Source organism: Azospirillum sp. B21, assembly GCF_008364825.1.
In the GTDB taxonomy this organism is placed as follows: domain Bacteria; phylum Pseudomonadota; class Alphaproteobacteria; order Azospirillales; family Azospirillaceae; genus Azospirillum.
Map to the genome: position 1 here is coordinate 622653 of NZ_VTTO01000002.1, position 22931 is coordinate 645583.

At 67.1% G+C, this 22931-nt stretch carries 26 protein-coding genes; 13 read left to right on the forward strand and 13 right to left on the reverse strand.

Annotated features, from left to right (window positions below; translation table 11 throughout):
• Positions 1-8 precede the first annotated feature (8 nt).
• Together hflC and FZ983_RS07580 are read left to right on the forward strand one after the other, a co-directional pair.
• Positions 9-962, forward strand: a complete 954-nt coding sequence (hflC, locus tag FZ983_RS07575) for a protease modulator HflC (RefSeq protein ID WP_149222940.1) — start codon at positions 9-11, stop codon at positions 960-962.
• 182 nt (positions 963-1144) lie between these two features.
• Positions 1145-2797 (forward strand): DegQ family serine endoprotease, encoded by a 1653-nt coding sequence (locus FZ983_RS07580; protein WP_247883648.1) that lies wholly within the window; start codon positions 1145-1147, stop codon positions 2795-2797.
• Positions 2798-2883: 86 nt separating this feature from the next.
• Here the strand turns inward: FZ983_RS07580 and FZ983_RS07585 are convergent, their stop codons facing one another.
• Positions 2884-3078: a hypothetical protein gene (locus FZ983_RS07585; RefSeq protein WP_149222941.1), complete on the reverse strand. Its 195-nt coding sequence runs from the start codon at positions 3076-3078 to the stop codon at positions 2884-2886.
• Between the two features lie 506 nt (positions 3079-3584).
• Here FZ983_RS07585 and FZ983_RS07590 point away from each other — a divergent pair.
• A complete protein-coding gene (locus tag FZ983_RS07590) occupies positions 3585-4274 on the forward strand; it encodes a response regulator transcription factor (RefSeq protein ID WP_149222942.1) in 690 nt (229 codons plus the stop codon).
• A 74-nt stretch (positions 4275-4348) separates the two neighbouring features.
• On the opposite strand, the gene FZ983_RS07595 is transcribed toward FZ983_RS07590, so the two are convergent.
• On the reverse strand, positions 4349-4777 hold the full coding sequence (locus tag FZ983_RS07595; RefSeq protein WP_111070237.1) for a VOC family protein: 429 nt from the start codon (positions 4775-4777) through the stop codon (positions 4349-4351).
• Positions 4778-4909: 132 nt separating this feature from the next.
• Here FZ983_RS07595 and FZ983_RS07600 point away from each other — a divergent pair, with 132 nt between their 5' ends.
• Positions 4910-5794 carry a LysR substrate-binding domain-containing protein gene (locus tag FZ983_RS07600; RefSeq protein WP_149222943.1) on the forward strand — a complete coding sequence of 295 codons (885 nt, stop codon included), beginning with the start codon at positions 4910-4912 and terminating at the stop codon, positions 5792-5794.
• Positions 5795-5937: 143 nt separating this feature from the next.
• On the opposite strand, the gene FZ983_RS07610 is transcribed toward FZ983_RS07600, so the two are convergent.
• Both FZ983_RS07610 and rpoH read right to left on the reverse strand, forming a co-directional pair.
• Positions 5938-6798: a DUF1989 domain-containing protein gene (locus tag FZ983_RS07610; RefSeq protein ID WP_149222944.1), complete on the reverse strand. Its 861-nt coding sequence runs from the start codon at positions 6796-6798 to the stop codon at positions 5938-5940.
• A 122-nt stretch (positions 6799-6920) separates the two neighbouring features.
• Entirely contained in the window at positions 6921-7799 is an 879-nt protein-coding gene (gene rpoH / locus FZ983_RS07615) for an RNA polymerase sigma factor RpoH (RefSeq protein WP_149222945.1), read from the reverse strand.
• Between the two features lie 233 nt (positions 7800-8032).
• Between rpoH and FZ983_RS07620 the strand changes: the two genes are divergently transcribed.
• A complete protein-coding gene (locus FZ983_RS07620; RefSeq protein WP_149222946.1) occupies positions 8033-8410 on the forward strand; it encodes a NifB/NifX family molybdenum-iron cluster-binding protein in 378 nt (125 codons plus the stop codon).
• 19 nt (positions 8411-8429) lie between these two features.
• Here FZ983_RS07620 and FZ983_RS07625 read toward each other — a convergent pair whose 3' ends face one another.
• The gene (locus FZ983_RS07625) at positions 8430-9134 is read right to left on the reverse strand and encodes a histidine kinase dimerization/phosphoacceptor domain -containing protein (protein ID WP_149222947.1); all 705 of its coding nucleotides are present in this window, start codon (positions 9132-9134) and stop codon (positions 8430-8432) included.
• A 244-nt stretch (positions 9135-9378) separates the two neighbouring features.
• Here FZ983_RS07625 and FZ983_RS07630 point away from each other — a divergent pair, with 244 nt between their 5' ends.
• Both FZ983_RS07630 and FZ983_RS07635 read left to right on the forward strand, forming a co-directional pair.
• Positions 9379-10401 carry an esterase-like activity of phytase family protein gene (locus FZ983_RS07630; RefSeq protein ID WP_149222948.1) on the forward strand — a complete coding sequence of 341 codons (1023 nt, stop codon included), beginning with the start codon at positions 9379-9381 and terminating at the stop codon, positions 10399-10401.
• A 108-nt stretch (positions 10402-10509) separates the two neighbouring features.
• The gene (locus tag FZ983_RS07635) at positions 10510-11439 is read left to right on the forward strand and encodes a DMT family transporter (RefSeq protein ID WP_211102875.1); all 930 of its coding nucleotides are present in this window, start codon (positions 10510-10512) and stop codon (positions 11437-11439) included.
• Positions 11440-11459: 20 nt separating this feature from the next.
• Here the strand turns inward: FZ983_RS07635 and FZ983_RS07640 are convergent, their stop codons facing one another.
• The 3 genes from FZ983_RS07640 to FZ983_RS07645 form a co-directional block, all read right to left on the reverse strand.
• Positions 11460-13265: an ATP-binding protein gene (locus FZ983_RS07640; protein WP_149222949.1), complete on the reverse strand. Its 1806-nt coding sequence runs from the start codon at positions 13263-13265 to the stop codon at positions 11460-11462.
• A 125-nt stretch (positions 13266-13390) separates the two neighbouring features.
• Complete coding sequence (locus FZ983_RS35020; protein ID WP_282186993.1) at positions 13391-13513, reverse strand: hypothetical protein; 123 nt, start codon at positions 13511-13513, stop codon at positions 13391-13393.
• 116 nt (positions 13514-13629) lie between these two features.
• Complete coding sequence (locus FZ983_RS07645; RefSeq protein ID WP_149222950.1) at positions 13630-13809, reverse strand: DUF3553 domain-containing protein; 180 nt, start codon at positions 13807-13809, stop codon at positions 13630-13632.
• Between the two features lie 124 nt (positions 13810-13933).
• Here FZ983_RS07645 and FZ983_RS07650 point away from each other — a divergent pair, with 124 nt between their 5' ends.
• The gene (locus FZ983_RS07650) at positions 13934-14629 is read left to right on the forward strand and encodes a histidine phosphotransferase family protein (RefSeq protein ID WP_149222951.1); all 696 of its coding nucleotides are present in this window, start codon (positions 13934-13936) and stop codon (positions 14627-14629) included.
• Between the two features lie 6 nt (positions 14630-14635).
• Here the strand turns inward: FZ983_RS07650 and FZ983_RS33995 are convergent, their stop codons facing one another.
• Positions 14636-14809, reverse strand: coding sequence for a hypothetical protein (locus FZ983_RS33995; RefSeq protein WP_188092260.1), 174 nt, complete (start codon positions 14807-14809; stop codon positions 14636-14638).
• 205 nt (positions 14810-15014) lie between these two features.
• Between FZ983_RS33995 and FZ983_RS07655 the strand changes: the two genes are divergently transcribed.
• The 5 genes from FZ983_RS07655 to FZ983_RS07675 all read left to right on the forward strand — a co-directional run bounded on the left by FZ983_RS07655 (position 15015) and on the right by FZ983_RS07675 (position 20894).
• Entirely contained in the window at positions 15015-17810 is a 2796-nt protein-coding gene (locus FZ983_RS07655) for a chemotaxis protein CheW (RefSeq protein WP_149222952.1), read from the forward strand.
• Positions 17807-18307 carry a chemotaxis protein CheW gene (locus FZ983_RS07660; RefSeq protein WP_111070250.1) on the forward strand — a complete coding sequence of 167 codons (501 nt, stop codon included), beginning with the start codon at positions 17807-17809 and terminating at the stop codon, positions 18305-18307. The genes FZ983_RS07655 and FZ983_RS07660 overlap by 4 nt, the downstream gene beginning before the upstream one ends.
• A gap of 88 nt (positions 18308-18395) precedes the next feature.
• Entirely contained in the window at positions 18396-18761 is a 366-nt protein-coding gene (locus FZ983_RS07665; protein ID WP_149222953.1) for a response regulator, read from the forward strand.
• 130 nt (positions 18762-18891) lie between these two features.
• Complete coding sequence (locus FZ983_RS07670; RefSeq protein ID WP_149222954.1) at positions 18892-20058, forward strand: chemotaxis response regulator protein-glutamate methylesterase; 1167 nt, start codon at positions 18892-18894, stop codon at positions 20056-20058.
• Positions 20055-20894 carry a protein-glutamate O-methyltransferase gene (locus FZ983_RS07675; protein ID WP_149222955.1) on the forward strand — a complete coding sequence of 280 codons (840 nt, stop codon included), beginning with the start codon at positions 20055-20057 and terminating at the stop codon, positions 20892-20894. The genes FZ983_RS07670 and FZ983_RS07675 overlap by 4 nt, the downstream gene beginning before the upstream one ends.
• A gap of 57 nt (positions 20895-20951) precedes the next feature.
• On the opposite strand, the gene FZ983_RS07680 is transcribed toward FZ983_RS07675, so the two are convergent.
• The 4 genes from FZ983_RS07680 to FZ983_RS07695 all read right to left on the reverse strand — a co-directional run bounded on the left by FZ983_RS07680 (position 20952) and on the right by FZ983_RS07695 (position 22784).
• The gene (locus tag FZ983_RS07680) at positions 20952-21176 is read right to left on the reverse strand and encodes a hypothetical protein (RefSeq protein WP_014189667.1); all 225 of its coding nucleotides are present in this window, start codon (positions 21174-21176) and stop codon (positions 20952-20954) included.
• Between the two features lie 48 nt (positions 21177-21224).
• Positions 21225-21443, reverse strand: coding sequence for a hypothetical protein (locus FZ983_RS07685; protein ID WP_149222956.1), 219 nt, complete (start codon positions 21441-21443; stop codon positions 21225-21227).
• Between the two features lie 113 nt (positions 21444-21556).
• Positions 21557-21766 carry a cold-shock protein gene (locus FZ983_RS07690; protein ID WP_012977930.1) on the reverse strand — a complete coding sequence of 70 codons (210 nt, stop codon included), beginning with the start codon at positions 21764-21766 and terminating at the stop codon, positions 21557-21559.
• Positions 21767-22046: 280 nt separating this feature from the next.
• Positions 22047-22784 carry a response regulator transcription factor CtrA gene (locus FZ983_RS07695; protein WP_149222957.1) on the reverse strand — a complete coding sequence of 246 codons (738 nt, stop codon included), beginning with the start codon at positions 22782-22784 and terminating at the stop codon, positions 22047-22049.
• Positions 22785-22931: the final 147 nt, after the last annotated feature.

Consider the following 22931-nt stretch of genomic DNA (forward strand, 5'->3'; position numbering starts at 1 on the left):
ATCGCATCATGAACCGCACCCTCGCCATCGCCGGCATCGGCATCGTCGCCCTCGGCATCATCGCCTCGTCGTCCCTGTTCACCGTCAACGAGGCCCAGCAGGCGCTGATCCTGCAGTTCGGCGAACCGCGCCGGGTGATCCAGGAACCGGGCCTGCAGGCCAAGATCCCCTTCATCCAGGAAGTCCGTCTTCTCGACCGCCGCGTGCTCGACCTCGATCCGCCGGTGGAGCAGGTGATTCTGGCCGACCAGAAGCGCCTGGACGTCGACGCCTTCGCCCGCTACCGCATCCAGGACCCGCTGCGCTTCTACCAGACCGCCGGGACCGAGGCGGTGGCCGAAACGCGCCTGAACTCCATCGTCAATTCGTCGCTGCGCCGCGTGCTCGGCAACGTCACGGTGCTGGCCGTCCTGTCGGACGAGCGCGCCCGCATCATGACCGACATCAAGGGGCAGGTGAACGACGAGGCCAAGCGCTTCGGCATCGAGATCGTCGACGTGCGCATCCGCCGCGCCGACCTGCCGGAGGAGACCAGCCAGTCGATCTTCGCCCGCATGCGGTCGGAGCGCGAACGCGAGGCGTCCGAGGCGCGCGCCCAGGGCCAGGAGCAGTCGCAGCAGATCAAGTCGCGCGCCGAACGCGAACGCACGGTGATCATCGCCGAGGCCCAGCGCGACGCGCAGATCCTGCGGGGCGAAGGCGACAACAGCGCGTTGAAGCTGATCGCCGAGGCGACGTCGCAGGACCCCGGCTTCTACGGCTTCTACCGCTCGCTGGAGGCGTACCGGAAGTCGCTGAACGGCAACGACACCACGATGGTGCTGTCGCCGAACGGCGAGTTCTTCCGCTACTTCAGCGGTCCGGGTCCGCAGGCGGGGGGCGCTCCGGCCGCCGCGCAAGCGGCTCCCCAGGCGGCTCCCCAGGCGGCTCCGCCTGCCGCTGCCGCCGCTCCGGCGCAGTAAGGCCGAAGGTCCGCATACGAACGGCAAGCGGCCGGATCGGGGTTTCCCCCGATCCGGCCGTTGCTTTGCCGGGTCCAAGGCGCGCGGCAGGTGTCGAAAGAAATCGGCGGGCCTGTGATTTCCGCTGGTGCCGACTGGACCGGCACGCCATCTTGCGGCCATACTCTTGGACCAACACATATATGGCCCAGAACTGGGCGGCCGCTCCCGTCCATGGAACCGGCCGGACGTCTGGTAGGGAGACCACGTTGATTCGCATACCCAAATTCGAACCCGCCGCGCGGGGTGCCGTGGCCGGGGCCCGGCCGCGTAAGGCGGGCGTCCGGCCGCTGGTCGCCGCCATCGTCTGGGGCATGACGTCGGTCATCGGCGGCGGCGCCGTCATCGGCGGCTTCGCCGGTGCCGCGCCGGCCCAGGCCCAGGCGGCGACGCCCAACCGCAACGCGCCCGGCAGCTTCGCCGATCTGGCGGAAAAGCTGCTGCCGGCGGTCGTCAACATCTCCACCAGCCAGAGCGCGCCGCAGCGTCCGCAGGGGCCGCGGCCGGAGATCCCGCAATTCCCGCCGGGCTCGCCCTTCGAGGATTTCTTCCGGGACTTCTTCGACCGTCAGCAGCAGCAGGACCAGCCGCAGCGCAAGGCGACTTCGCTGGGTTCCGGCTTCGTCATCGACGCCAAGAACGGCTATGTGGTCACCAACAACCACGTCGTTCAGGACGCCGACGAGATCACCGTCATCCTGCAGGACGACACCAACATCAAGGCGGAGCTGGTCGGCAAGGACAGCAAGACCGATCTTGCGCTGCTGAAGATCAAGACCAGCCATCCGCTGGTCGCCGTGCCCTTCGGCGACAGCGACGCCATGCGCGTCGGCGACTGGGTGCTGGCGATCGGCAACCCGTTCGGCCTGGGCGGTTCGGTCACCGCCGGCATCATCTCGGCGCGCCAGCGCAACATCGATGCCGGTCCCTACGACGATTTCCTGCAGACCGACGCCTCGATCAACCGTGGCAATTCCGGCGGCCCGATGTTCAACCTGAACGGCGAGGTCATCGGCATCAACACCGCCATCTTCTCGCCGTCGGGCGGGTCGGTCGGCATCGGCTTCGCCATCCCGTCCAACCTGGCCAAGCAGGTGGTGGCGCAGCTGAAGGAATACGGCAAGACCCGCCGCGGCTGGCTGGGCGTGCGCATCCAGGCGGTCACGCCGGAGATCGCCGAGAGCCTCGGCCTGCCCGGCCACAAGGGCGCGCTGGTCGCCTCCGTCACCCCGGACGGCCCGGCCGCCAAGGCCGGCATCCAGGCCGGTGACGTGGTGACGAAGTTCGACGGCAAGGAAATCGACGAAATGCGGCGCCTGCCGCGCGTCGTCGCCGAAACCTCCATCGATCGGGCCGTCCCGGTCGAGGTCTGGCGCAAGGGCAAGGCCCAGACCATGCAGGTCAAGGTCGGCGAACTGGAAGCCGCGGAGGAGCAGGGCCTGCTCACCGCCAATCCGGACGAGAAGCAGCAGCCGAAGGACAAGGCCCCGGCCCAGAAGCCGACCGAATCGCTCGGCATGAAGCTGACCGGCATCACCCCGGAACTGCGCCAGCAGTTCGAGATCAAGCCCGATCTGAAGGGCGTGGTCGTCACCGAGGTGGCCGGCAACTCCACCGCCGCGGAGAAGGGCCTGCGCGCCGGCGACGTCATCCTGGAAGTCGGGCAGGAAGAGGTCCGCAAGCCGGAGGACGTCACCGCCAAGGTCCAGAAGGCGAAAGAGCAGAGCAAGAAGTCCGTCCTGCTCCTGGTCGACCGCAAGGGCGACCTGCGCTTCGTGGCGATTCCGCTCAGCTGATCGGCTGCGGGCGAAGAACAGGGGCGTCGGCGGGAGACCGCCGGCGCCCTTTTCGTTTGTATGGGGGGAGTGGGGCTCCGCGCCCTCTACGTCCTGTCCAGCATCATCGCCACCGCGACCGTGCCGGCCAGCAGGGCGCAGAGGACGGCGACGATGGCGAGGCTGCGCAGAAACTGGCGGAACTCCCCCTGCTTCCAGGCGCTGCGACCCAGCAGTGCCAGATAGCCCGCCACCGCGGCGGCGATGATCTGCCAGCCCATTCCAGTCTCGACCTTGCTCAACAGGCCTATCCCCGCCATCGGGGCGGCGGCATGGAAAAACGCACGCGTGGCCGGTCCCGGTCAAGCCGTACGACCATGGCCGATTTGTTCCCTATATCGAATGGTGGGGGTCTCCATTCGGGTTATCTGTTCGCATCACCACCGCAGAAGCCGTGGCTTCAACTTCGTGTGAGAAAAATGCGGCATAGCTCGCTTGTGAGTCGCAGTCATACGCAAATAAGTGGTGGTTAACAAAACAGTTAATGCCTTTGAGAGCTGCAATGTTCGCTGCTGTGATATCTTTGGATCCAGAAATCTTGGGGAGGCTTTGCGCATATGTCCAATGCGTTCTTCTTTTAACTCCGGAGAGTGGTACCGTAGGACGCGACACGGGGGTAACCTCCCCCTAAATAACGGCCTGCCGAAGCTGTCTGGGGGTAATCGGCCAGTCGCCAATGCGTCGGGATCTTCCTTCGTGCAGCGGCCATCACCTGATGATGCTCGGTTCAAAATTGCGGGAGCGGACAATGGACACAGTGCGCGCTTTTCTCATCGACTCGAACAAGCTGTTTCGCGAGGGGCTGAAGCGCCTCCTTGATGATTCGCCCTTCCAGATCCAGGCGGAGGCGGGCAATCTGCGCGAGGCGCTGGGTTCGGTCGAAAACGGCCTGAAGCCGCAGCTCCTTCTCCTCGACCTGCAGAATGGCGGCGACGAGGAAGCGGAAGGGATGCGCCGCCTGCGCGCCCTGCTGCCGGACACCCGCATGGTCATCCTGACCAGCGACCTCTGCACCCGCCGCCTCGCCAATGCGCTGGAGGCCGGTGCCGACGGCTATCTGATGAAGGATCTGTCGTCCGACGCTCTCGCCCAGTCGCTGAAGCTGGTGATGATGGGCGAGAAGGTGTTCCCGACCCATCTGGCGGCTCTGCTGATCTCCGGCCGCGTCAACGGCAACGGCACCGAGATGCCGGTGTCGCGCAAGGGCCTGTCGCAGCGCGAGGTGCAGATCCTGCGCTGCCTGCTGAACGGCGACAGCAACAAGATGATCGCCAACCACCTGAACATCACGGAAGCCACCGTGAAGGTTCACCTGAAGAGCCTGCTGCGCAAGATCAACGCATCGAACCGCACCCAGGCCGCCATCTGGGCGCTGAACAACGGCATCGGCGGCGAACTGGCCGGGGCCGGCGCGGTCGCTGCCGCGGCGAACCAGTAACCCGCCTGTCCATTGCGCTCACCTGACCCTCCCCCGCCATCCCGGGGGAGGGTTCTTCCCGTTTGCTTTGCCTTTTACTTCGCGAACAGCTGCGACATGTCGGCGAAGGCCTTGAACTCCAGCGCATTGCCGGCGGGGTCGAGGAAGAACATGGTGGATTGTTCGCCCACCTGCCCCTTGAAGCGGGTGTAGGGCTCGATCACGAACTTCACCCCGGCCGCTTTCAGCTTTTCGGCCAGCGCGTCCCAATCGGCGGGCTGCAGCACGACGCCGAAATGCGGCACCGGCACGTCGTGGCCGTCCACCGGATTGCGGTGGGCCGGGGCGGCGTTGGGATCGCGCGGCTTCAGATGGGCGACGATCTGGTGTCCGAACAGGTCGAAGTCGATCCACTCGTCGCTGCTGCGCCCTTCCGGGCAACCGAGCACGGTGCCGTAGAAATGGCGGGCGGCGGCCAGATCGTCGACCGGGAAAGCGATGTGGAAGGGCGTCAGCGTCGTCATGAGGGGGAGTGACCTTTCGGGACCGGTTGGCAGTTGGCTGTTGGTGCGCCCAGCAGACCCGATCCCTCCGGACTTGACAAACGAGTTCTCGGGCGGAGATTTATGAGTTCAACTCATGAGTCGATTCGCCCCATGCCAGACCGCGTCCTGCCGTCGCTCAACGCCGTCCGCAGCTTCGTCGCGGTCGCCCGCCATCTCAGCTTCACCAAGGCGGCCGACGAACTGGCGGTGACCCAGGGCGCCGTCAGCCGCATGATGCAAACCCTTCAGGCCGATCTGGGCGTGGAGCTGATCCGCCGCGTCGGCCGCGGCATTGAACTGACGCCGACCGGCGCCGCCTTCTATGGCGAGGCGTCGGCAGCGCTCGACCGCATCGCGGCGGCGGCCAGGGCAGCCCGCGCGCAGGAGGGCGGGGTGCTGCGGGTCAGCGCACTGCCCACCCTGACCCAGCGCTGGCTGATCCCGCGGCTGAAGCGCTTTCAGGCGGAAAATCCCGACATCCAGGTCGAGGTCGGCATCGGCGAGCATCGCGTCGATTTCGCCAAGGAGCGGATCGACGTCGCCATCCGCTATGGCGTGGAGGACTGGCCGGGGGCGGAGATGGCGACGCTGATGCCGGAGACGATGGGCGTCTTCTGCGCGCCCTCGTTGCTGGAGCAGGGACCGCCGCTGCGCCGACCGGCCGATCTGGCGCATCACCGGCTGCTGCAGCACACCACCCGGCCCGATTCCTGGCGCGTCTATCTCTCTGCCTTCGGGCTGACCCTGCCGGAGGCAGCGCTCTCGCTGGCCTTCGAGCATTTCTTCATGATCATCGAAGCGGCGTCGGCCGGCATGGGGGTGGCGTTGCTGCCGGTCTTCCTGGTGGGCGACGATGTGGCGTCGGGCCGGCTGGTCCAGCCGATGCCCGAGACCCTGCGCCCGCGCGGCTGCTACCTGATCGCCCATGCGCCGGGGGCGGAGCGGGCGCGCCGCGTCCGCCGCTTCAAGGACTGGCTGCTGACCGAGGTGGAGTAGAGTCCTCCTGCTCCGATGCACCGGCCACCTCGTGCCGGTCCTCCGCCGTCGGGTTGCCGCACCCCCTCCCGGGACGGGTTGACCGCCTCGCCGCCGAAAGGCCCGAAGGCGGTGAGCAGATTCGGCGGTATCGGGCACTTCCCTTAAGCCGGGTCCGTCCGCTCCCAGGACGGAGTCGGCAGAGTCATGCCGTGGTTGCCGCGATAGGCCGCGACTTCCGGCGACGACCAGCCCGCCAGCAGGGCCGGGTCGAGCCGGTAGACCTCGACGCCCAGCGGGCGGCAGACCTCCAGCGGGTCGCGGGCGTCCGGCCCCCACAGCGGCACGCTGAGGTCGCCGCCGGGGCAGGTGGACAGGGCGCAGAGCAGGTCGATCTCGGCGAAGAATTCCAGGAAGTCGCCCTTCTTGGCCGGGCAGGCCTTCATGAAATACTTGTCCTCGGCATTCAGCCCGGTGACCTGGAAGACGTTCAGCACGTCATGCACGTCGAACTCGGTCAGGCCGAAGGGTGCGACGGCGCGGGTCAGGTTGGAATGGCAATGGTGGTGGAAATCCTCGCCCGTCAGCATGCGGTTGACATAAGGGTCGCAGCGCGTGCCCAGCAGGTCGTGGACCCGGCCGCCATACTCGTCGATGCCGTAATCGGCCAGCGTGTCGTGGGTGATCGTCGCCAGCGGTCGCAGATAGGGCAGGGTCGACCACAGCCGGTCGAAGGTACTGACATGCGCCTGCTGGAGTTGCCGCGTGCGCGAGGCCCAGAAGCGTTCGCGAGGGTTGTGGCGGTTCCAGATGTTCAGGTCGGCGACCTGCGGCCCCTCGACGGTGACGATGCGGAAGACATGGCCCGCCGGCACCGTCCAGGCACGGCCGGAGCGGATCGGCACCACGAACTGGTCCACCAGTTCTCGCCCTTCCGTCTGCGAGCCGATGCGCCCGTAGAAGGCGCGGTCGACGTCGAGCGCAGACCCTTTGCTGGCTTGGTAAGCGGCGGGATAGCTGGGCATCGCGGTCTCCTCGGGGCGTGATCGGGCCGGTCGGGCTGGAGGGCCGATCATGGCGAGCGAGGAGCACCGCGCGCAACAGCTGTTCGCACGGCTGCCATTCACAGGGCCGTCTCGCGCCGCCCTCAGGCCGCGGCGGCGGCCAGGACGCGGGTCTGGCGGGCGACCTTCTCGAAGGCGCGTTCCTCGATCTGGCGGATGCGCTCGCGGCTGACGCCGTAGCGGACCGACAGGTCTTCCAAGGTCAGCGGGCTGTCCGACAGGCGGCGGCAGGTCAGGATGTCGCGCTCGCGGTCGTTCAGCACGCCCATCGCCTCGTGCAGCAGGGCGCTGCGCTGGCGGGCCTCGCCGCGTTCGACCAGCGAGTCCTCCACCGACGGACGCTCGTCGGTCAGCAGATCCTGCCATTCGGCCGAATCGCCGTCGGCGCTCATCGGGGCGTTGAGCGAGGCCATGGGCGCCGACAGGCGGCGGTTCATGGCGACGACGTCATCCTCCGGCACCGACAGGTCGGTGGCGATGCGGGTGACGCTTTCGGGCTGCAGGTCGCCGTTGCCGTATTCGCCCAGCTTCCGCTTCAGGCGGCCCAGGCTGAAGAACAGCTTCTTCTGCGCGGCGGTGGTGCCGATCTTCACGAGGCTCCAGGACCGCAGGATGTAATCCTGGATCGAGGCCTTGATCCACCACATCGCGTAGGTGGACAGGCGGAAGCCGCGTTCCGGCTCGAATTTCTTGACGGCGGTCATCAGGCCGAGATTGCCCTCGGCGATCAGGTCGGACAGCGGCAGGCCGTAGCCGCGATAGCCGCCGGCGATCTTGACGACGAGACGGAGATGGCTGGTGACCAGCTTGTGCGCCGCATCGACGTCGCCATGCTCGGTCCAGGCCTTGGCCAGCATGTACTCGTCCTCGGCTGGCAGGACCGGGTAACGGTGCGTGTCGTTGATGTAGCGGGACAGCGATTCGCCGGAATCAGGCGAACGGAGGGCGATGGCGGTGCTCATGTCACATCCTCGTGCAAAGCGATATGACGGATGCAGGGCCCCCGAAATGGCGAGCCCAGGCCTCTCCGGCGGAGCAGGCAGGCATATAGTACAAAATCGGTGCTGAAAGTCAAGCTTGGCGGTCGGGTATCGGGCCGGGCGCAGCCGCCGATTGACCTTCCTCAGTGCAGGGCAAGCCGGAGCGTGGCAGGACTGAGCAGTCGCCGGGCACCATCGCGAGGGAACCGCACGCCATGAAAATCGCTGTCGGCACCAAGGACTTCGAGACCATCGCCACCCATGGCGGCCGCACCCGCCGCTTCCTGGTCTATGAGGCGGAGGCCGGGGGCGACCCGGTCGAGACCGGCCGGATCGAACTGGCGGAGGAGGAGGTCCTGCACCTCTGCGGCGACGGCCGGCCCCATCCGATCGACGCTGTGCGGGTGATCATCACCGGATCGTCCGGCGCCGGATTCGTCGCGCACATGAAACGCCGCGGCATCGAACCGGTGACGACGACGGAAACCGATCCGGTCCGGGCCATCCGCGGTTGGTTCGCCGGAACGCTGGCGCCGGCCCCCGAACCGGAGCACCCGCATGAGCATCATGATGGTGATGGGCACCGCCACTGAAAGCGGGCAGGCAGGAAGATCACACCGGGAAGCTGACGCTGGCAGTCGTGCCGGCGGCGTCGCTGTCGGTGGACAGCGTGTCGCCCAGCTGGCCGGCCAGAGCCTCGGCCAGCATCAGCCCGTCCTCGGCGGTGGTGTCGAAGCCGGCGGGCAGGGCGCGGCCGTTGTCCTCCACCGTCAGGCGGGCGCGGCCGCTGTCGCCCTGCTGGCGCACGGTGATGCGGATCCAGCCGTCGTCGGGGAAGGCGTGGTGCAGGCAGCTGGTCACCAGCTCCGCGATGATCAGGCCGAGCGGCATCGCCTCGTACAGGCCGATCTGGATCGGGTCGGAGTCGACCGTCACCGGTACACGGGACAGGGCGCCCGGCGTGCCTTCGCGCACCGCCTCGCACAGGGCGGTGACGTAGCGGCCGAGGTCGACATGGGTGCCGGCGCCGCTCTCGTGCAACTGGCGATAGAGGATCGCCAGCGCTTCGATGCGCACCATGGTTTGTTCGTAGGCGGCGCGGGCGTCGGGGTCGCGGATGCGGCCGGCCTGCAGCTTCAGCAGGCTGATCACCAACTGCAGGCTGTTCTTGGCGCGATGCTGGAGTTCCCGAAGCTCGGCTTCCAGCTCCTGGATGCGCGCCGTCAGCCGGTCGGCCGGGGACGCCCCCGACGCGACACCGTCGCCCGGCTGGTCCGGAGGAGAGTAGGCGGCCTGGGACCGCGGAAGCATCGGCATGGGAACGGACTCGGCTCGGTCATCACAGGTAAGCATCGTCGAAAACATTCGTCAATCTAAGCGCTTGTCCGTCAGGCCCCACCGGTTCTGAGGGAGTAACCCGCCGCGCCTAACCGTTAAGTCCGAGGCGTCATGACGGTCGTTCCGCAACCCGCCGGCCCCGGATGGGCATGCGGATGGGAGCGGGCGGGTGCCCGCCGAAAGATAGGTTGTATCCCTCGGTTGCACTGGCAAGAGTGGCCGCATGACGATGCGAAAGATGTTGGCCTGGGGCCTGCTGCTGACGGCCCTGTCGGGCGGCTGTGCCGCGGTGGTCGGGGCCGGTGGCGGCGCTCGCGAACCGGAAATTGTCACCGCCAGGCAGGTGCCGCTCGACCGCGGCCGGCCGGAGAAGGCGGCGGTCGGGCCGCTGCGGTTCCTGGGTGGGCTCGAGATCGTTGGCGGCGATCGCGTCGGCGGGCTGTCTGGCCTGTGGATCGACCCGGCCGGCGAGCGCTTCGTCGCCGTCGGCGACACCGGGCTGGTGGTGGACGGCCGGCTGTGGACCGACGCCGCCGGACGCTTGGCCGGGGTCGCCGAGGTCCGTGCCCGCCCGCTGCCGGTGGAGGAGGGAGTTTCCCGCCGCAAGCGCCGCACCGATGCGGAGGATCTGACGCGTCTGACCGACGGTAGCTGGCTGGTCTCGCTGGAGCGCGACCATCGCATCCTGCGCTATTCCGCCGGAGACCACGGACCGGAAGGGACGCCGACGCCGATCCCCTTGCCGCCGGAGGCGGAGGACGGTCCGGAGAATGGCGGACTGGAGGCGCTGACCCGCCTTCCCGACGGCCGGCTGCTGGTCCTGGAGGAGGGTGAGGACGATGGCCGGCAGGAGCGCCGCGCCTGGATTGCCGATATGGCCGTGCCGCGCAGTGCGGCGGACTGGCAGCCGCTCACCTACCGCGCAGCACCCCGCTACCGGCCGACCGGCATCGCTCCGCTGCCCGACGGCGGCGTTCTGGTGCTTGAACGGCGGGTGTCGCTTCTGGGCGGCTGGTCGTCGCGTCTGGTTCGGGTTGCGCCGCAACAGCTGATGGCCGGCGCCGTCATCGAGGGGGAGGAACTCGCCCGGCTGGAGTCGCCCCTGGTGAACGACAACTTCGAAGGCATCGCCACCCGTCCCGGACCGGCGGGGGAAACGCTGGTCTACCTGATCTCCGACGACAATTTCAGCTCGCTCCAACGCACCTATCTGCTGCAGTTCGCCCTGGATGGGCCGTCTTCCTGAAGGCTCAACCGTTTCCGACCAAAGTCGGACGAGGCGAAGCCTGCTGCGGGTTTGACAGCGCGGCAGCCTTGCGGCTAGCTGCTCCAGGTGTTTGCAAAGGAAACAATCATGGCGGCGAGCGATAAGCTGGGGGCGGGGCGGGCCGCTGCCTCACCGACGGTTCCGGCGATGACCCCGGGACTGAGGCGGGCGGCGCTGCTGACCCTGCTGGCCATGCTGGCCTTCGCCGCCAACTCCATTCTGTGCCGGCTGGCCCTGACCCGGACCGCCATCGATCCGGCCGGATTCACCCTGGTGCGGATCGCCGCCGGTGCCGCCAGCCTGTGGCTGATCGCCCGCGCGACCGGGCATGCGAAGCCCGGAGCGGGCAGCTGGCGCGGTGCGGCGGCCCTGCTGGCCTATGCGGCGGCCTTCTCCTTCGCCTATCTGAGCATGACCGCGGGAACCGGGGCGCTTCTGCTGTTCGGGGCGGTGCAGGCCACCATGATCCTAGTCGGACTCTACCGTGGCGAGCGGCTGGTGGCGCTGCAATGGGGCGGTCTGGCTCTGGCGCTCTGTGGGTTGGCGCTGCTGCTGGCGCCGGGGCTGTCGGCGCCCGACCCGCTGGGGGCGCTGCTGATGGTGGCGGCCGGTGCGGCCTGGGGCGTCTATTCGCTGCTGGGACGGGCCAGCCGCGATCCGATCGCCACCACCGCCGGCAATTTCCTGCGCGCCGTTCCGATGGCGGCGGCGTTGGCGCTGCTGTCGGCGCTGGCCGGGCCATTGTTTGGCGGCGGGCTGCGCTGGGATGGGGGCGGCCTTCTCTACGCCGTCCTGTCGGGAGCGCTGGCGTCGGGAGTGGGCTATGCGATCTGGTACGCCGCGCTGCCGGCCCTGACCGCCGCTCGCGCCGCCTCGGTGCAGTTGAGCGTCCCGGTCATCACCGCGCTGGCCGCGGTGCTGGCGCTGGGCGAGCGGATCACGCCGACGCTGGCGGTCTCCTCCGTCGCGGTGCTGGGCGGCATCGCGCTGGTGATCGTCGGAAAGCGGCGGGCTTAAGGGCAGTTTAACCCGCATCCTCACACGGCGACCGTCTGCGTCCGTTCCAGCGCCATGAGGTCGGCGGGACGGCTGCGCAGGCGTCCCGGCGGAAAGAGAACGGTGGCGGTGGTTCCGCGCCCCAGCACGCTGGACAGCACGAATCGCCCGTCCTGCATCTCCACCAGCGATTTGACCAGCGGCAGTCCCAGCCCGGTGCCGGCATAGCGCCGGGTGTGGGAGTTGTCGACCTGATGGAACGGCTCCATCACCTGTTCCAACTCGACGGTGGGGATGCCGATGCCGGTGTCGCTGATCCGCAGGCGCAGGCTGCGCGCCGCCCGATCCGCCTCCACCGCGATCCGGCCGCCGGGCGGCGTGAACTTCACGGCATTCGACAGCAGGTTCAGCAGGATCTGCCGCACCGCGCGGGCGTCGGCGTACAGGATGGGCAGGGGATCGTCCAGATTCGCCGTCAGGGTCACGCCCTTTTCGAGCGCCAGCGGCTCCATCTGGCGCAGGCACTCGCCGATCAGATCCTCCACCGCCAGTTCCTCCTGGTGCAGGACGTATTTGCCCGATTCGATCTTGGTGGTGTCGAGGATGTCGTTGATCAGGCTCAGCAGATGCTGGCCGGACCGGCGGATGTCGCCGACATACTCGGTCTGCTTGGGCGTCATGGCGCCGAAGATGCCGCTTTCCAGCGCCTCCGCGAAGCCGATCACCGCGTTCAGCGGGGTGCGCAGTTCGTGGCTCATGTTCGCCAGGAACTGCGTCTTGGCCCGGTTGGCGGCGTCGGAAACCTGCTTGGCGGCGATCAGTTCCGCCTCGATCCGGTGGCGGGCGGCGATGTCCTGGATCAGCCTGTGCTGGCTGTCGCGCAGCGCCCGCTCGCTGCCCTGCAGGTCGGCCATCGCCCGTTCGCGCCGCCCCGCCTCGCGCAGCAGGGCCAGCATCATCAGCCCGAGCACCAGCGTGCCGGCGAGGCCGGCGGCTGCCAGCATGACGGCTTTGGACCGCCAGGGGGCGAGCACCGCGTCGCGCGACGACGACACCGTCACCACCAGCGGCATTTCGGCCGAGGCGCGGTAGCTGAGGATACGCCGCGGCCCGTCGGCCGGGCTGTCCAGCAGTTCTGTGCCGACCGGCGCCTCCTTCAGCAGCCGGGCGAACAGCGGCAGATGGCGGGCCGACCGGCCGATGTAGGTCTCATGGTCGGGAAAGCGGGCCATCACCGGCCCGTCGGCATGATAGAGCGTCACCACGGCGTCGCCGGGAAGCGCCAGCGTCCGGTAGAGGCCGCGGAAGGCCGTCGGCTCCAACACCGCGACCACCACGCCGGCGAAGCGCCCGTCCGGGGCGTTCAGCCGCCGGCTCATGCCGATGAACCAGGTGCCGGAGGTGCGCCCCCGTGCCGGATTGCCGACGAAGACCGCGTCCGCTCCGCCGGCGACCAGCCCGTCGCGGTGGGCCATCAGGTAATCGCGGTCGGACAGATCTAGGGTGGCGGGGGTCAGCGTCTGGGTGTCGTGGACCAGCCTGCCGTCGGCGGCGACCACAAGCATCGCGCGGATCAGCGGCGACTGGCTGGCCTGACGGCGCAGCAGGGCATGCACGTCGGCATCGCCCTGCTCCCAGCTGTCGCCGCGGACGGCCAGCACCTCCGCCACGCCGGCCAGGATTTTCGATACGCCGGAAAAGCTGTCGGTCGCATGGCGCTCCAGCACCAGCGCCATCGCTCCGTTCTCTTCCCGTGCCCGTGTGACGGTCTCGCTGCGCTCATGCAGGAGGTCGTAGCCGATCATGGCATTGAAGCCGACGATCAGCGCCACACCGAAGGCGCCCATTCCCCCTTTGAGACGCGATATCAATCGACGGCCCGCCGTGTCCGGTCATGGATCGACCGATGCTACACCGCGAACCGCCATGCCGGAAGTCGCCTTTTCGTGGAAGAGGCTATGGATTTGTTCGCTTAAAGCCGGACGGTGGTGCTTGAGAAACGCTCTGCGGTCGAATGGCCGATGGAGTTCAACGCCATCGCCGCGCCCAGCGCGATCACCGCCGCGGCGGCAAAGCCGAGGATCATGGCCTTCATCTCTAGTCTCCCGTGTTTGGATTTGGCATGTTTGGATTCGGCGCATAAAAGCAAAGCGGCCCCGGCGGCGCAATCCGCGCTTTCCCGGAGTCGGGATCTCGAAATCGGGACTGCCGTCAGAGCTCGTCCGGATCCACCACCGAGAGCGAGATGACGTCGCTGTCGATCAGCACCTTGCCCGCATGCTCGAAATTCACGGTGATGCGGTTGCGGATGGCCGACTGCACCTGCCCCAGCCCCCAATCGGGCTGGTCCGGGTGGCGCACCCAGGCGCCGGGCACCAGCGAATCGTCCATGTCGCGTCCCATCCGTCAGTCTATTGTACATAGGAAATGCGACCGCCTGTGCGGCGGCGCCGTGAGAGTATAGAATCGCCGGCACCGCGCCGTCGCCGCTCCTTTTTCCACCGGAGACCGTCTCGTGACCGAATCGCCTTCCCAACCCGTCAGCGTCGACATCCGCGTCCTGGAACTGCTGGCGTCGAAGCTGTGCCACGATCTGGTTAGCCCGGTCGGTGCCATCCGCAATGGCCTGGAACTGATCGAGGAGATGCAGGAGGACGAGGATGGCGGCGGGGCCGGGGGCGGGTTGGCCGGCGGCTTCCTGGGCGAGGCGGTGAAGCTGATCGACCATTCCTCCGGTCAGGCGGACCGCCGGCTGCGGGTGTTCCGGCTGGCCTACGGAGTGGCCGGGCGCGACCAGAAGGGATTCGGCGACGCCCGCAACGCCGCCGCCGGCTATCTCGAGGGCGGCCGCACCCGGCTGGACTGGCCGGAACGGGTGCCGCACGACATGACGGCCCAGCGCCGCGGCGTGGTGAAGCTGGTGCTGAACCTCATCCTGCTGGCGGACGAGGCGCTGACCCATGGCGGACTCGTGTCCGTCGCGGCCGACGGCGACGAGACGGCCGGCCGCATCACCGTGACCGCCGCCGGTCGCCCCGGCACACTGAACCCGGACGCCGCCGCGGCCCTGGCCGGCACGGCGGCGTCCGATGCGCTCACGCCCCGCACCATCCACGCCTATCTCGCCGGACGGCTGGCGGAGAGCGACGGCTTCCGCATCGCCGCCGCCACCGAAAGCAGCGAGCGGCTGGTCTTCACCGCGGAGTGGTGAGATTCCCTAAAGCTGTTTGAAAATCCGCGTTTCCACCACGACCTGCTCCACCCCGCCGGTGGTCTGGTGGGACGTGGTGCGCAGCGTGACGGCCAGATTGTGGCGCGCGGCCTCCGCCAGAGCGGCGTTGAGCTTGTCCACGGCGTCGCGCACGGACTGGGCGAGTTGGGCGTCGGTCATCGATCCTCCCTGTGACAATCGGTCCCTTATCCTACCGGTGGAAGCTTCCGGAGGACTCCCTATCGGAAGAGGTAAGGTTCTCTTAATCAGTGTTTGACAGGCTCCCACCCTACCTGGACTGGAGCGCAACCGGCGGCCCTTAGATGCTGCCCGTTCGAGCCGCAGGCCGGCGCGGACCATAAACATTGGGCCTGGGGAATGCGACATGGATGATCTGCTGTCCGAGTTTCTGACGGAGACCAACGAAAACCTCTCGGTGCTCGACGTCGAGTTGGTGCGGTTGGAGCAGAATCCCAACAATCCGGAACTGCTGTCGAACATCTTCCGCCTCGTTCACACCATCAAGGGAACCTGCGGCTTCCTTGGCCTGCCCCGCCTGGAAAAGGTGGCGCACGCGTCGGAGAACGTGCTGGGCAAGTTCCGTGACGGCGAGCTGACGATCAATCCGGAAGCGGTTTCGCTGATCCTGCAGGCTCTGGACACCATCAAGAGCCTGCTGGCGGTTCTGGAAGCGACCGAGGCGGAACCGCCCGGCGACGACCTGCCGCTGATCGAGCGGCTGAACCTGTGCGCCGAGGGCAAGCTGGGCGGGCCATCTCCGGCCGCCGCCGCCGCCGCTCCGCCGCCGCCGCCGACCGCTCCCGCGGTCGCGGCATCGGACGACCGGCCGGCGACGCTGGACGAGCTGGAGGCGCTGTGGAACTCGATCCCGGGCCCCAACGACCCGCCGGCCGCCGCTCCCGCCGTTCCGGCGAGCACCGCGGTCGCCACCCGCGCGCCCGAGCCGGCCGAGGAGCCCGCCCCGTCGCAGGACCTCGTCGTTCCCGATGCCGAGCCGGCCGCCGCCAAGGTGCCGGCGCCGGTCGCCCCGATGGCCGGCGGTTCGGCCGGCGGCAATGCGGGCGGAGCCGATGCGGGCGCCGAGGCCGCGACCAAGGAATCGGCGGTCGCCGCCCAGACCATCCGTGTCAACGTCGACCTGCTCGAAAACCTGATGACCATGGTCTCGGAGCTGGTGCTGACCCGCAACCAGCTGCTGCAGATCCTGCGGTCGCAGAAGGAGAGCGAGTTCGCCGCCCCGCTGCAGCGCCTGAATCATGTGACGTCGGAGCTGCAGGAAGGCGTCATGAAGACGCGCATGCAGCCCATCGGCAACGCCTGGGCCAAGCTGCCGCGCCTGGTGCGCGATCTGGCGCATGAACTGAACAAGAAGATCGACCTCCAGATGCTCGGCGCCGACACCGAGCTGGACCGCCAGGTGCTGGAGCTGATCAAGGACCCGTTGACCCACATGGTGCGCAACAGCGCCGACCATGGCTTGGAGATCCCGGCGGAGCGCCTGAAGTCCGGCAAGTCGGAGACCGGCCGCATCACGCTGAACGCCTATCACGAAGGCGGCCACATCATCATCGAGATCCAGGACGACGGTAAGGGCCTTGCCATCGACCGGATCAAGCAGAAGGCGATCCAGAACGGGATGGCGTCGGAGATCGAGCTGGCCTCGATGACCGACCAGCAGATCATCCAGTTCATCATGAAGCCGGGCTTCTCCACCGCCGCCAAGGTGACCAACGTGTCGGGCCGCGGCGTCGGCATGGACGTGGTGAAGACCAACATCGAGAAGATCGGCGGCACGATCGAGATTAAGTCGGCCCAGGGCAAGGGGTCGACCTTCGTCATCAAGATCCCGCTGACGCTGGCCATCGTCTCGGCCCTGATCGTGGAATGCGCGGGCGAGCGCTTCGCCATCCCGCAGATCAGCGTGGTCGAGCTGGTGCGCGCCGCGGCCGACAGCGAGCACACGATCGAGCGCCTGAAGGGCACGCCGGTGCTGCGCCTGCGCAACCGCCTGCTGCCGCTGGTCTCGCTGCAGCAGCTGCTGCGGCTGGATGACAGCGAGGACGCGAAGAAGCCGGCGGACGAGACCTTCATCGTCGTCACCCAGGTCGGTACCTACACCTTCGGCATCATGGTCGACCGCGTGTTCGACACCGAGGAAATCGTGGTGAAGCCGGTGGCGCCGATCCTGCGCCACATCGAGATGTTCTCGGGCAACACCATCCTGGGCGACGGCTCGGTCATCATGATCCTGGACCCCAACGGCATCGCGTCGGCCACCGGCGAGATGGCCATGGGCGAGGCTGCGGGCAAGGAGACCACCGCGGTCCAGACCCAGCGCCAGGAGGACAAGATGGCGCTTCTGCTGTTCCGCGCCGGCGAGGGCGCGCCCAAGGCGGTGCCGCTGTCGCTGGTCGCCCGCCTGGAGGACGTCGATCTCGCCACTGTCGAGATGTCGAACGGCCTGCCGGTGGTCCAGTACCGCGGCAAGCTGATGCCTCTGGTGCCGATCGACCCGAACTTCTCCCTGGCCAACGAAGGCCGCCAGCCGGTCCTGGTCTTCGCCGACGGCGACCGCTCGATGGGCCTGATCGTCGACGAGATCGTCGACATCGTGGAGGAGAAGCTGAACGTCCAGCTGGCGGCGGAGCGTCCCGGCCTGATGGGGTCGGCCATCATCGCCGGCAAGGCGACCGAGGTGATCGACGCCGGCTTCTTCCTGACCCAGGCCTACAAGGACTGGTTCGGCTCCTCCGCCCAGGAGGGGTTCGAGGAGGAGAAGCTGCAGCGCGTGCTGCTGGTCGACGACAGCCCCTTCTTCCGCAACCTGCTGACGCCGCTGCTGTCGGTCGCCGGCTACGACGTGACGGCGGTGGAGAATGCCGGCGACGCGTTGGCGCTCTGCGAGGCGGGCGAGGATTTCGACGTCATCGTCTCCGACATTGAGATGCCGGGCATGAGCGGCTTCGACTTCGCCGAGGCGGTTCGCCACGGCAGCCGCTGGCAGGGCGTGCCGATGGTGGCACTGTCCAGCCATGCCAGCGCCCGTGACCTCGACCGCGGCCGGATCGCCGGCTTCAATGACTATGTCGCCAAGTTCGACCGTGACGCGCTGCTCTTCGCGCTGCAGCAGACGCTGACCGACCAGAAAGGTGCCGCATGAGCAACGCCAAGCTGCCGTCCACCGTCCGGAAGTCGAAGGGCGACGACATCGTCGTCTCCGGCAACCAGGACTATGTGACCATGACGATCGCCGACCAGATGTTCGGCATCCCGGTCCTTCAGGTGCAGGACGTGCTGGGCCATCAGCGGATCACCCGCATCCCGCTGGCCCCGCCGGAGGTCGCCGGATCGCTGAACCTGCGCGGCCGCATCGTCACCGCCATCGACGTCCGCCTGCGGCTCGGCCTGACGGGCCGGCCGAAGGACAAGCCCGGCATGTCGATCGTCGTCGACCTGCGCGGCGAACTGTACAGCCTGATGGTCGATTCGGTCGGCGAGGTGCTGAGCCTGACCAAGGAGGACTTCGAGCGGAACCCGGCGACGCTGGATCCGCGCTGGCGCGAGGTATCCACCGGAATTTATAGGCTGAACGGCCAGTTGATGGTTGTGCTGGACGTGCCTCGTCTGCTCAACTTCACAACCATCGAGACGGCCTGACGGCTTTCGGCGCCATCCCCAGGGGAGGGCGCCGTTCCCTCCGGCCGGTTTCTTCGCCGACGAACAGATGACCTGAGGCCCTGCCGCAATGAAATCCTGCCTGGTGGTCGACGACAGCCGCGTGGTCCGCAAGGTCGCACGCAAGATCCTTGAAGAGCTGAACTTCACCTGCACCGAGGCGGAGGACGGCAAACAGGCGATGGAGGCCTGCGCGGCACAGATGCCCGATGCCATCCTGCTGGACTGGAACATGCCGGTGATGACCGGCATCGAGTTCCTGCGCCGGCTGCGCAAGATGAGCGGGGGCGAACTGCCCAAGGTGGTCTTCTGCACCACCGAGAACGACCTCGCTCACATCCAGGAGGCGCTGTCCGCCGGGGCCAACGAATACATCATGAAGCCCTTCGACAGCGACATCATCCAGACCAAGTTCGTGCAAGTCGGCTTGCTGTGATCTCCTGCCCGTACCGGACATGACCGTCCGGCACACGGCCGCCGGCTCATGGGCCGGTCGGGACAGGCTCCCTGTCTGAACGCTGGACGAGCCGCGTTGAACCAGTCGAGTTGAAAGGCGAATCGCCGATATGTCGGACAGTTTTGGCAGAGGCCCCCTCACCACCGCGCGACCGGCCAATCCGGATCCCGTCCGGGTCATGGTGGTGGACGACTCGGCCGTCATCCGCGGCCTGCTGACCCGTGCGCTGGAAGGAGACCCGGACATCCGGGTCGTCACCTCGGTGGGCGACGGCCAGATGGCGGTGAATTCGCTGCAGCGCAATTCGATCGACGTCATCGTGCTGGACATCGAGATGCCGGTGATGGACGGGCTGACCGCCATCCCGAAGCTGCTTGCGGTGGCGCCGCAGGTGAAGATCATCATGGCCTCCACGCTGACGCTGCGCGGGGCCGACATCTCCATCCGCTGCCTGTCGGCGGGTGCGGCCGATTACATTCCGAAGCCGACCTCCACCCGCGAGATCGGCGGGGCGGAGAACTTCAAGCGCGAGCTGGTCGCCAAGGTCAAGGCGCTGGGCGCCGCGGCGAAGCGTGCCGGGTCGCGCACCCGCGGTGAAATCCGCCCGCTGACCCCGGCGGCTCCGGTCGGGCTGCTGAAGCGCGAGGTCGGGCCGATCACCACCCGACCGGCCCCGGCCGGCGCCATGGCGGTGAAGCCGGACGTGATCGCCATCGGCAGCTCCACCGGCGGCCCGCAGGCGCTGTTCGAAGTGCTGTCGCACCTGAAGGCCGGCGTCAGCCAGCCGATCCTGATCACCCAGCACATGCCGGCGACCTTCACCACCATCCTGGCCGAGCACATCACCCGCCAATGCGGGATCGATGCGCGCGAGGCCAAGGACGGCGAGCCGATCGTGCAGAACCGCTGCTACATCGCCCCCGGCGACTTCCACATGCTGGTGGCGCAGCGCGGCGGGGCCAACGTGATCACGCTCAGCAAGGATCCGCCGGAGAATTTCTGCCGCCCGGCCGTCGACCCGATGATGCGCTCGATCCTTAAGGCCTTCGGCGGCCGCAAGATCCTGGCCTGCATCCTGACCGGCATGGGGCAGGACGGGCTGAAGGGCTGCACCGACGTCGTCAACGGCGGCGGCATGCTGATCGCCCAGGACGAGGCGTCGAGCGTGGTCTGGGGCATGCCGGGTGCCGTGGCGCAAGCCGGCATCTGCAGCGCCATCCTGCCGCTCAAGGAAATCGGTCCCCACATCCGCAAGCTCGCTTCGAGGGCAGCATGAGAGTCGAAGATTTCGACATGTTCTCCACGCTGCTCAAGCAGCGTTCCGGCCTGGTCCTCACCCGCGACAAGGCCTACCTGCTCGAATCCCGGCTGATGCCGGTGGCGCGCAAGTGGAACATGAAGGGCCTGGAGGAGCTGGCGACCACCGTCCGCACCCGCAAGGACGAGGCGCTGCTCCGCGACATCACGGAGGCGATGACGACCAACGAGTCGTCCTTCTTCCGCGACCAGAAGCCTTTCGACCAGTTCAAGCAGCTGGTGCTGCCGAAGCTGATGGAGGCGCGGGCGGCCAAGCGCAGTCTGCGCATCTGGTCGGCCGCCTGTTCGTCGGGGCAGGAAGCCTATTCGCTGTCGATGATCCTCAACGACGAGGCGGCGAAGCTGGCCGGCTGGCGCATCGAGATCGTCGGTACCGACATCTCGGCGGAAATGGTGGAGCGGGCGAAGTCCGGCGTCTACACCCAGTTCGAGGTGCAGCGCGGCCTTCCCATCACCATGCTGGTCAAGCACTTCAAGCAGAACGGCGACAAGTGGCAGATCAGCCAGCAGCTGCGCCAGATGGTGTCGTTCCGTGAATGGAACCTGCTGGGCGATCTGTCGGCGCTGGGCCAGTTCGACATCGTCTTCTGCCGCAACGTGCTGATCTATTTCGACCAGCCGACGAAGGCGAAGGTGTTGGAGTCCATCTCCCGCCAGATGCCGCAGGACGGCGTCCTGTATCTGGGCGGTGCGGAAACGGTGCTGGGCATCACCGACAAGTTCAAGCCGGTGGAGGGCCAGCGCGGCCTGTACAGCCTGGGCGGCTTCTCTGCCGCCGGCGCCAAGGTGGCGTGAGGACCTTTTGAAGAGCGACGGGGGCGGGAGAGCCGCCCCCACTCGATCACTGTAGCTTCAAGCCGACGGCGTGATCGACTTGATAGGCCCGCGCGGGTTGCCGGACATCTCGGCGATCTTGCGGTCCTGCGCCTCGATGAAGGCGCGGATGGAGTTCTCGCGGTCGAACTGGTCGATGTCGGACGTCGGCACCTTGCGGTTCGAGGTGCGCGCACCGTCCTGGTAGATCACATCGAACAGTGCAAAGGCGTTTTCGACGGGTTGTTTCTTCTGACGGGCCATGGCCTGTCCTCCGTATAATCGCGGTCGGCCGTAAGATCGGCCTTACGGTCAAGCATTGTTGGTATCGGTCTTGGTCTCGGTGTCGGTCGAAACGGCGTCATCCTGCACGTCCGTATCGTCCTGCCCGGTCTGTTCGCCGTCGATCTGAGTGCCGGCACGGCGGGCGGCGACCTCTTCTTCGCGGCGCTGAAGCTTTTCCTGCTTCTTCTGTTCCTTGGCCCGGTTGCGCTCGGCCCGCTGCTGGTTGTAGTTCGGTTTGAAAGCCATAGCGGTTCTCCTCTGGGCAGAGCCCTGCGTCTGGGCAACAGGGACTTGTGCAACACGGAAAAAGGGCACCGGTTTCCCGATGCCCCTTTGTCCGCAGGTCGGCGGTCAGGCGGTCAGACCGCCTTCAGATTTTCCGCCGAGGTCTTGCCGCGCTTGGGATCGCGCTGCTCCTCGTAGGAAATCTTCTGGCCATCGACCAGGCTGCGCAGCCCGGCGCGTTCGACAGCGGAGATGTGAACGAACACATCCGGGCCGCCGCTTTCCGGCTGAATGAAACCGAAGCCCTTGGTGCTGTTGAACCATTTGACGGTGCCGACGGGCATGTCTGTCTCCCATAACGCGAAGGGCGCCGCACCACCGGTGCGGCGCATCAGACTGGATGTGGGATTGGCGGCCCCCGAATGCCCGCAAAGGCATGCTCGCATCGGCGAAAAAAGGGGGGCTGAGCGTGGGGGCGTTTGAACGTCCCGCAGTCCGTAGCAGAATGACCTGTCTGACATGGGAACGCCCGGTCCGACTTTCAAGGCGAAAGACGTCCGGGCGTTCGATTGTGAGAGCGACAATGCCGCTCCACCTTTTCAGATTCCGGTTTTCAGATGGCAGTCAGCCGGCCGCCTGCTGCTGCGGAACGCGCGGCGGCGGGGGATTCGCTTCCGAGATTTCCTCGTGCGGGTCGCGCAGCACGTAACCGCGGCCCCACACCGTTTCGATGTAGTTGTCGCCTTGGGTGGCTGCGGCCAGCTTCTTGCGCAGCTTGCAGACGAAGACGTCGATGATCTTCAGTTCCGGCTCGTCCATTCCGCCATAGAGATGGTTCAGGAACATTTCCTTGGTCAGCGTCGTGCCCTTGCGCAGGCTCAACAACTCCAGGATGCCGTATTCCTTGCCGGTCAGGTGCAGCGGCGACTGGTCGACCTCCACCGTGCGGGTGTCGAGGTTGACGGTCAGGCGGCCGGTGCGGATGATGCTGTCCGAATGGCCCTTCGACCGGCGGACGATGGCCTGGATGCGGGCGATCAGTTCGCGCTTGTCGAACGGTTTGGTCAGGTAATCGTCGGCGCCGAAGCCCAGGCCCTTGATCTTGTTGTCCATCTCGGTCAGGCCCGAGAGGATCAGGATCGGGGTGGTCACGCGCGCTGCGCGCAGGCGGCGAAGAACCTCGTACCCGTCGATGTCCGGCAGCATCAGGTCGAGAATGATGATGTCGTAGTCATAGAGTTTGCCGATCTCCAGCCCGTCCTCACCCAGGTCGGTAGAGTCGACGATGAATCCTTCCGTGTTCAGCATCAGCTCGATGCTTTTGGCGACGGAGGAATCGTCTTCAACCAGCAGAACCCTCATGGCGATATCCCGACGTTTGATGGCGCGCTTTCGCTACCCGACCCCCGAAATGGTCCCCGGTCCTTGATGACCGATTTCAACCATCCCGTTTACACAAGTTAACAGACGATTCAGCTTAACGCCAGTGCCAAGCGCTTACACAACGTT

Excerpts from the sequence above, each read along its gene's own strand:
- FZ983_RS07640 (WP_149222949.1), bottom strand. The coding sequence starts at position 13,265 with ATGGGCGCCTTCGGTGTGGCGCTGATCGTCGGCTTCAATGCCATGATC.
- FZ983_RS07625 (WP_149222947.1), bottom strand. The coding sequence starts at position 9,134 with ATGCCGATGCTTCCGCGGTCCCAGGCCGCCTACTCTCCTCCGGACCAG.
- FZ983_RS07665 (WP_149222953.1), top strand. The coding sequence starts at position 18,396 with ATGAAATCCTGCCTGGTGGTCGACGACAGCCGCGTGGTCCGCAAGGTC.
- FZ983_RS07685 (WP_149222956.1), bottom strand. The coding sequence starts at position 21,443 with ATGGCTTTCAAACCGAACTACAACCAGCAGCGGGCCGAGCGCAACCGG.
- FZ983_RS07620 (WP_149222946.1), top strand. The coding sequence starts at position 8,033 with ATGAAAATCGCTGTCGGCACCAAGGACTTCGAGACCATCGCCACCCAT.
- FZ983_RS07630 (WP_149222948.1), top strand. The coding sequence starts at position 9,379 with ATGACGATGCGAAAGATGTTGGCCTGGGGCCTGCTGCTGACGGCCCTG.
- FZ983_RS07645 (WP_149222950.1), bottom strand. The coding sequence starts at position 13,809 with ATGGACGATTCGCTGGTGCCCGGCGCCTGGGTGCGCCACCCGGACCAG.
- FZ983_RS07580 (WP_247883648.1), top strand. The coding sequence starts at position 1,145 with ATGGCCCAGAACTGGGCGGCCGCTCCCGTCCATGGAACCGGCCGGACG.
- FZ983_RS07660 (WP_111070250.1), top strand. The coding sequence starts at position 17,807 with ATGAGCAACGCCAAGCTGCCGTCCACCGTCCGGAAGTCGAAGGGCGAC.
- hflC (WP_149222940.1), top strand. The coding sequence starts at position 9 with ATGAACCGCACCCTCGCCATCGCCGGCATCGGCATCGTCGCCCTCGGC.
- FZ983_RS07695 (WP_149222957.1), bottom strand. The coding sequence starts at position 22,784 with ATGAGGGTTCTGCTGGTTGAAGACGATTCCTCCGTCGCCAAAAGCATC.
- FZ983_RS07595 (WP_111070237.1), bottom strand. The coding sequence starts at position 4,777 with ATGACGACGCTGACGCCCTTCCACATCGCTTTCCCGGTCGACGATCTG.
- FZ983_RS07655 (WP_149222952.1), top strand. The coding sequence starts at position 15,015 with ATGGATGATCTGCTGTCCGAGTTTCTGACGGAGACCAACGAAAACCTC.
- FZ983_RS07610 (WP_149222944.1), bottom strand. The coding sequence starts at position 6,798 with ATGCCCAGCTATCCCGCCGCTTACCAAGCCAGCAAAGGGTCTGCGCTC.
- FZ983_RS07680 (WP_014189667.1), bottom strand. The coding sequence starts at position 21,176 with ATGGCCCGTCAGAAGAAACAACCCGTCGAAAACGCCTTTGCACTGTTC.
- FZ983_RS07635 (WP_211102875.1), top strand. The coding sequence starts at position 10,510 with ATGGCGGCGAGCGATAAGCTGGGGGCGGGGCGGGCCGCTGCCTCACCG.
- FZ983_RS07690 (WP_012977930.1), bottom strand. The coding sequence starts at position 21,766 with ATGCCCGTCGGCACCGTCAAATGGTTCAACAGCACCAAGGGCTTCGGT.
- FZ983_RS33995 (WP_188092260.1), bottom strand. The coding sequence starts at position 14,809 with ATGACCGACGCCCAACTCGCCCAGTCCGTGCGCGACGCCGTGGACAAG.
- FZ983_RS07675 (WP_149222955.1), top strand. The coding sequence starts at position 20,055 with ATGAGAGTCGAAGATTTCGACATGTTCTCCACGCTGCTCAAGCAGCGT.
- rpoH (WP_149222945.1), bottom strand. The coding sequence starts at position 7,799 with ATGAGCACCGCCATCGCCCTCCGTTCGCCTGATTCCGGCGAATCGCTG.
- FZ983_RS07670 (WP_149222954.1), top strand. The coding sequence starts at position 18,892 with ATGTCGGACAGTTTTGGCAGAGGCCCCCTCACCACCGCGCGACCGGCC.
- FZ983_RS35020 (WP_282186993.1), bottom strand. The coding sequence starts at position 13,513 with ATGAAGGCCATGATCCTCGGCTTTGCCGCCGCGGCGGTGATCGCGCTG.
- FZ983_RS07590 (WP_149222942.1), top strand. The coding sequence starts at position 3,585 with ATGGACACAGTGCGCGCTTTTCTCATCGACTCGAACAAGCTGTTTCGC.
- FZ983_RS07600 (WP_149222943.1), top strand. The coding sequence starts at position 4,910 with ATGCCAGACCGCGTCCTGCCGTCGCTCAACGCCGTCCGCAGCTTCGTC.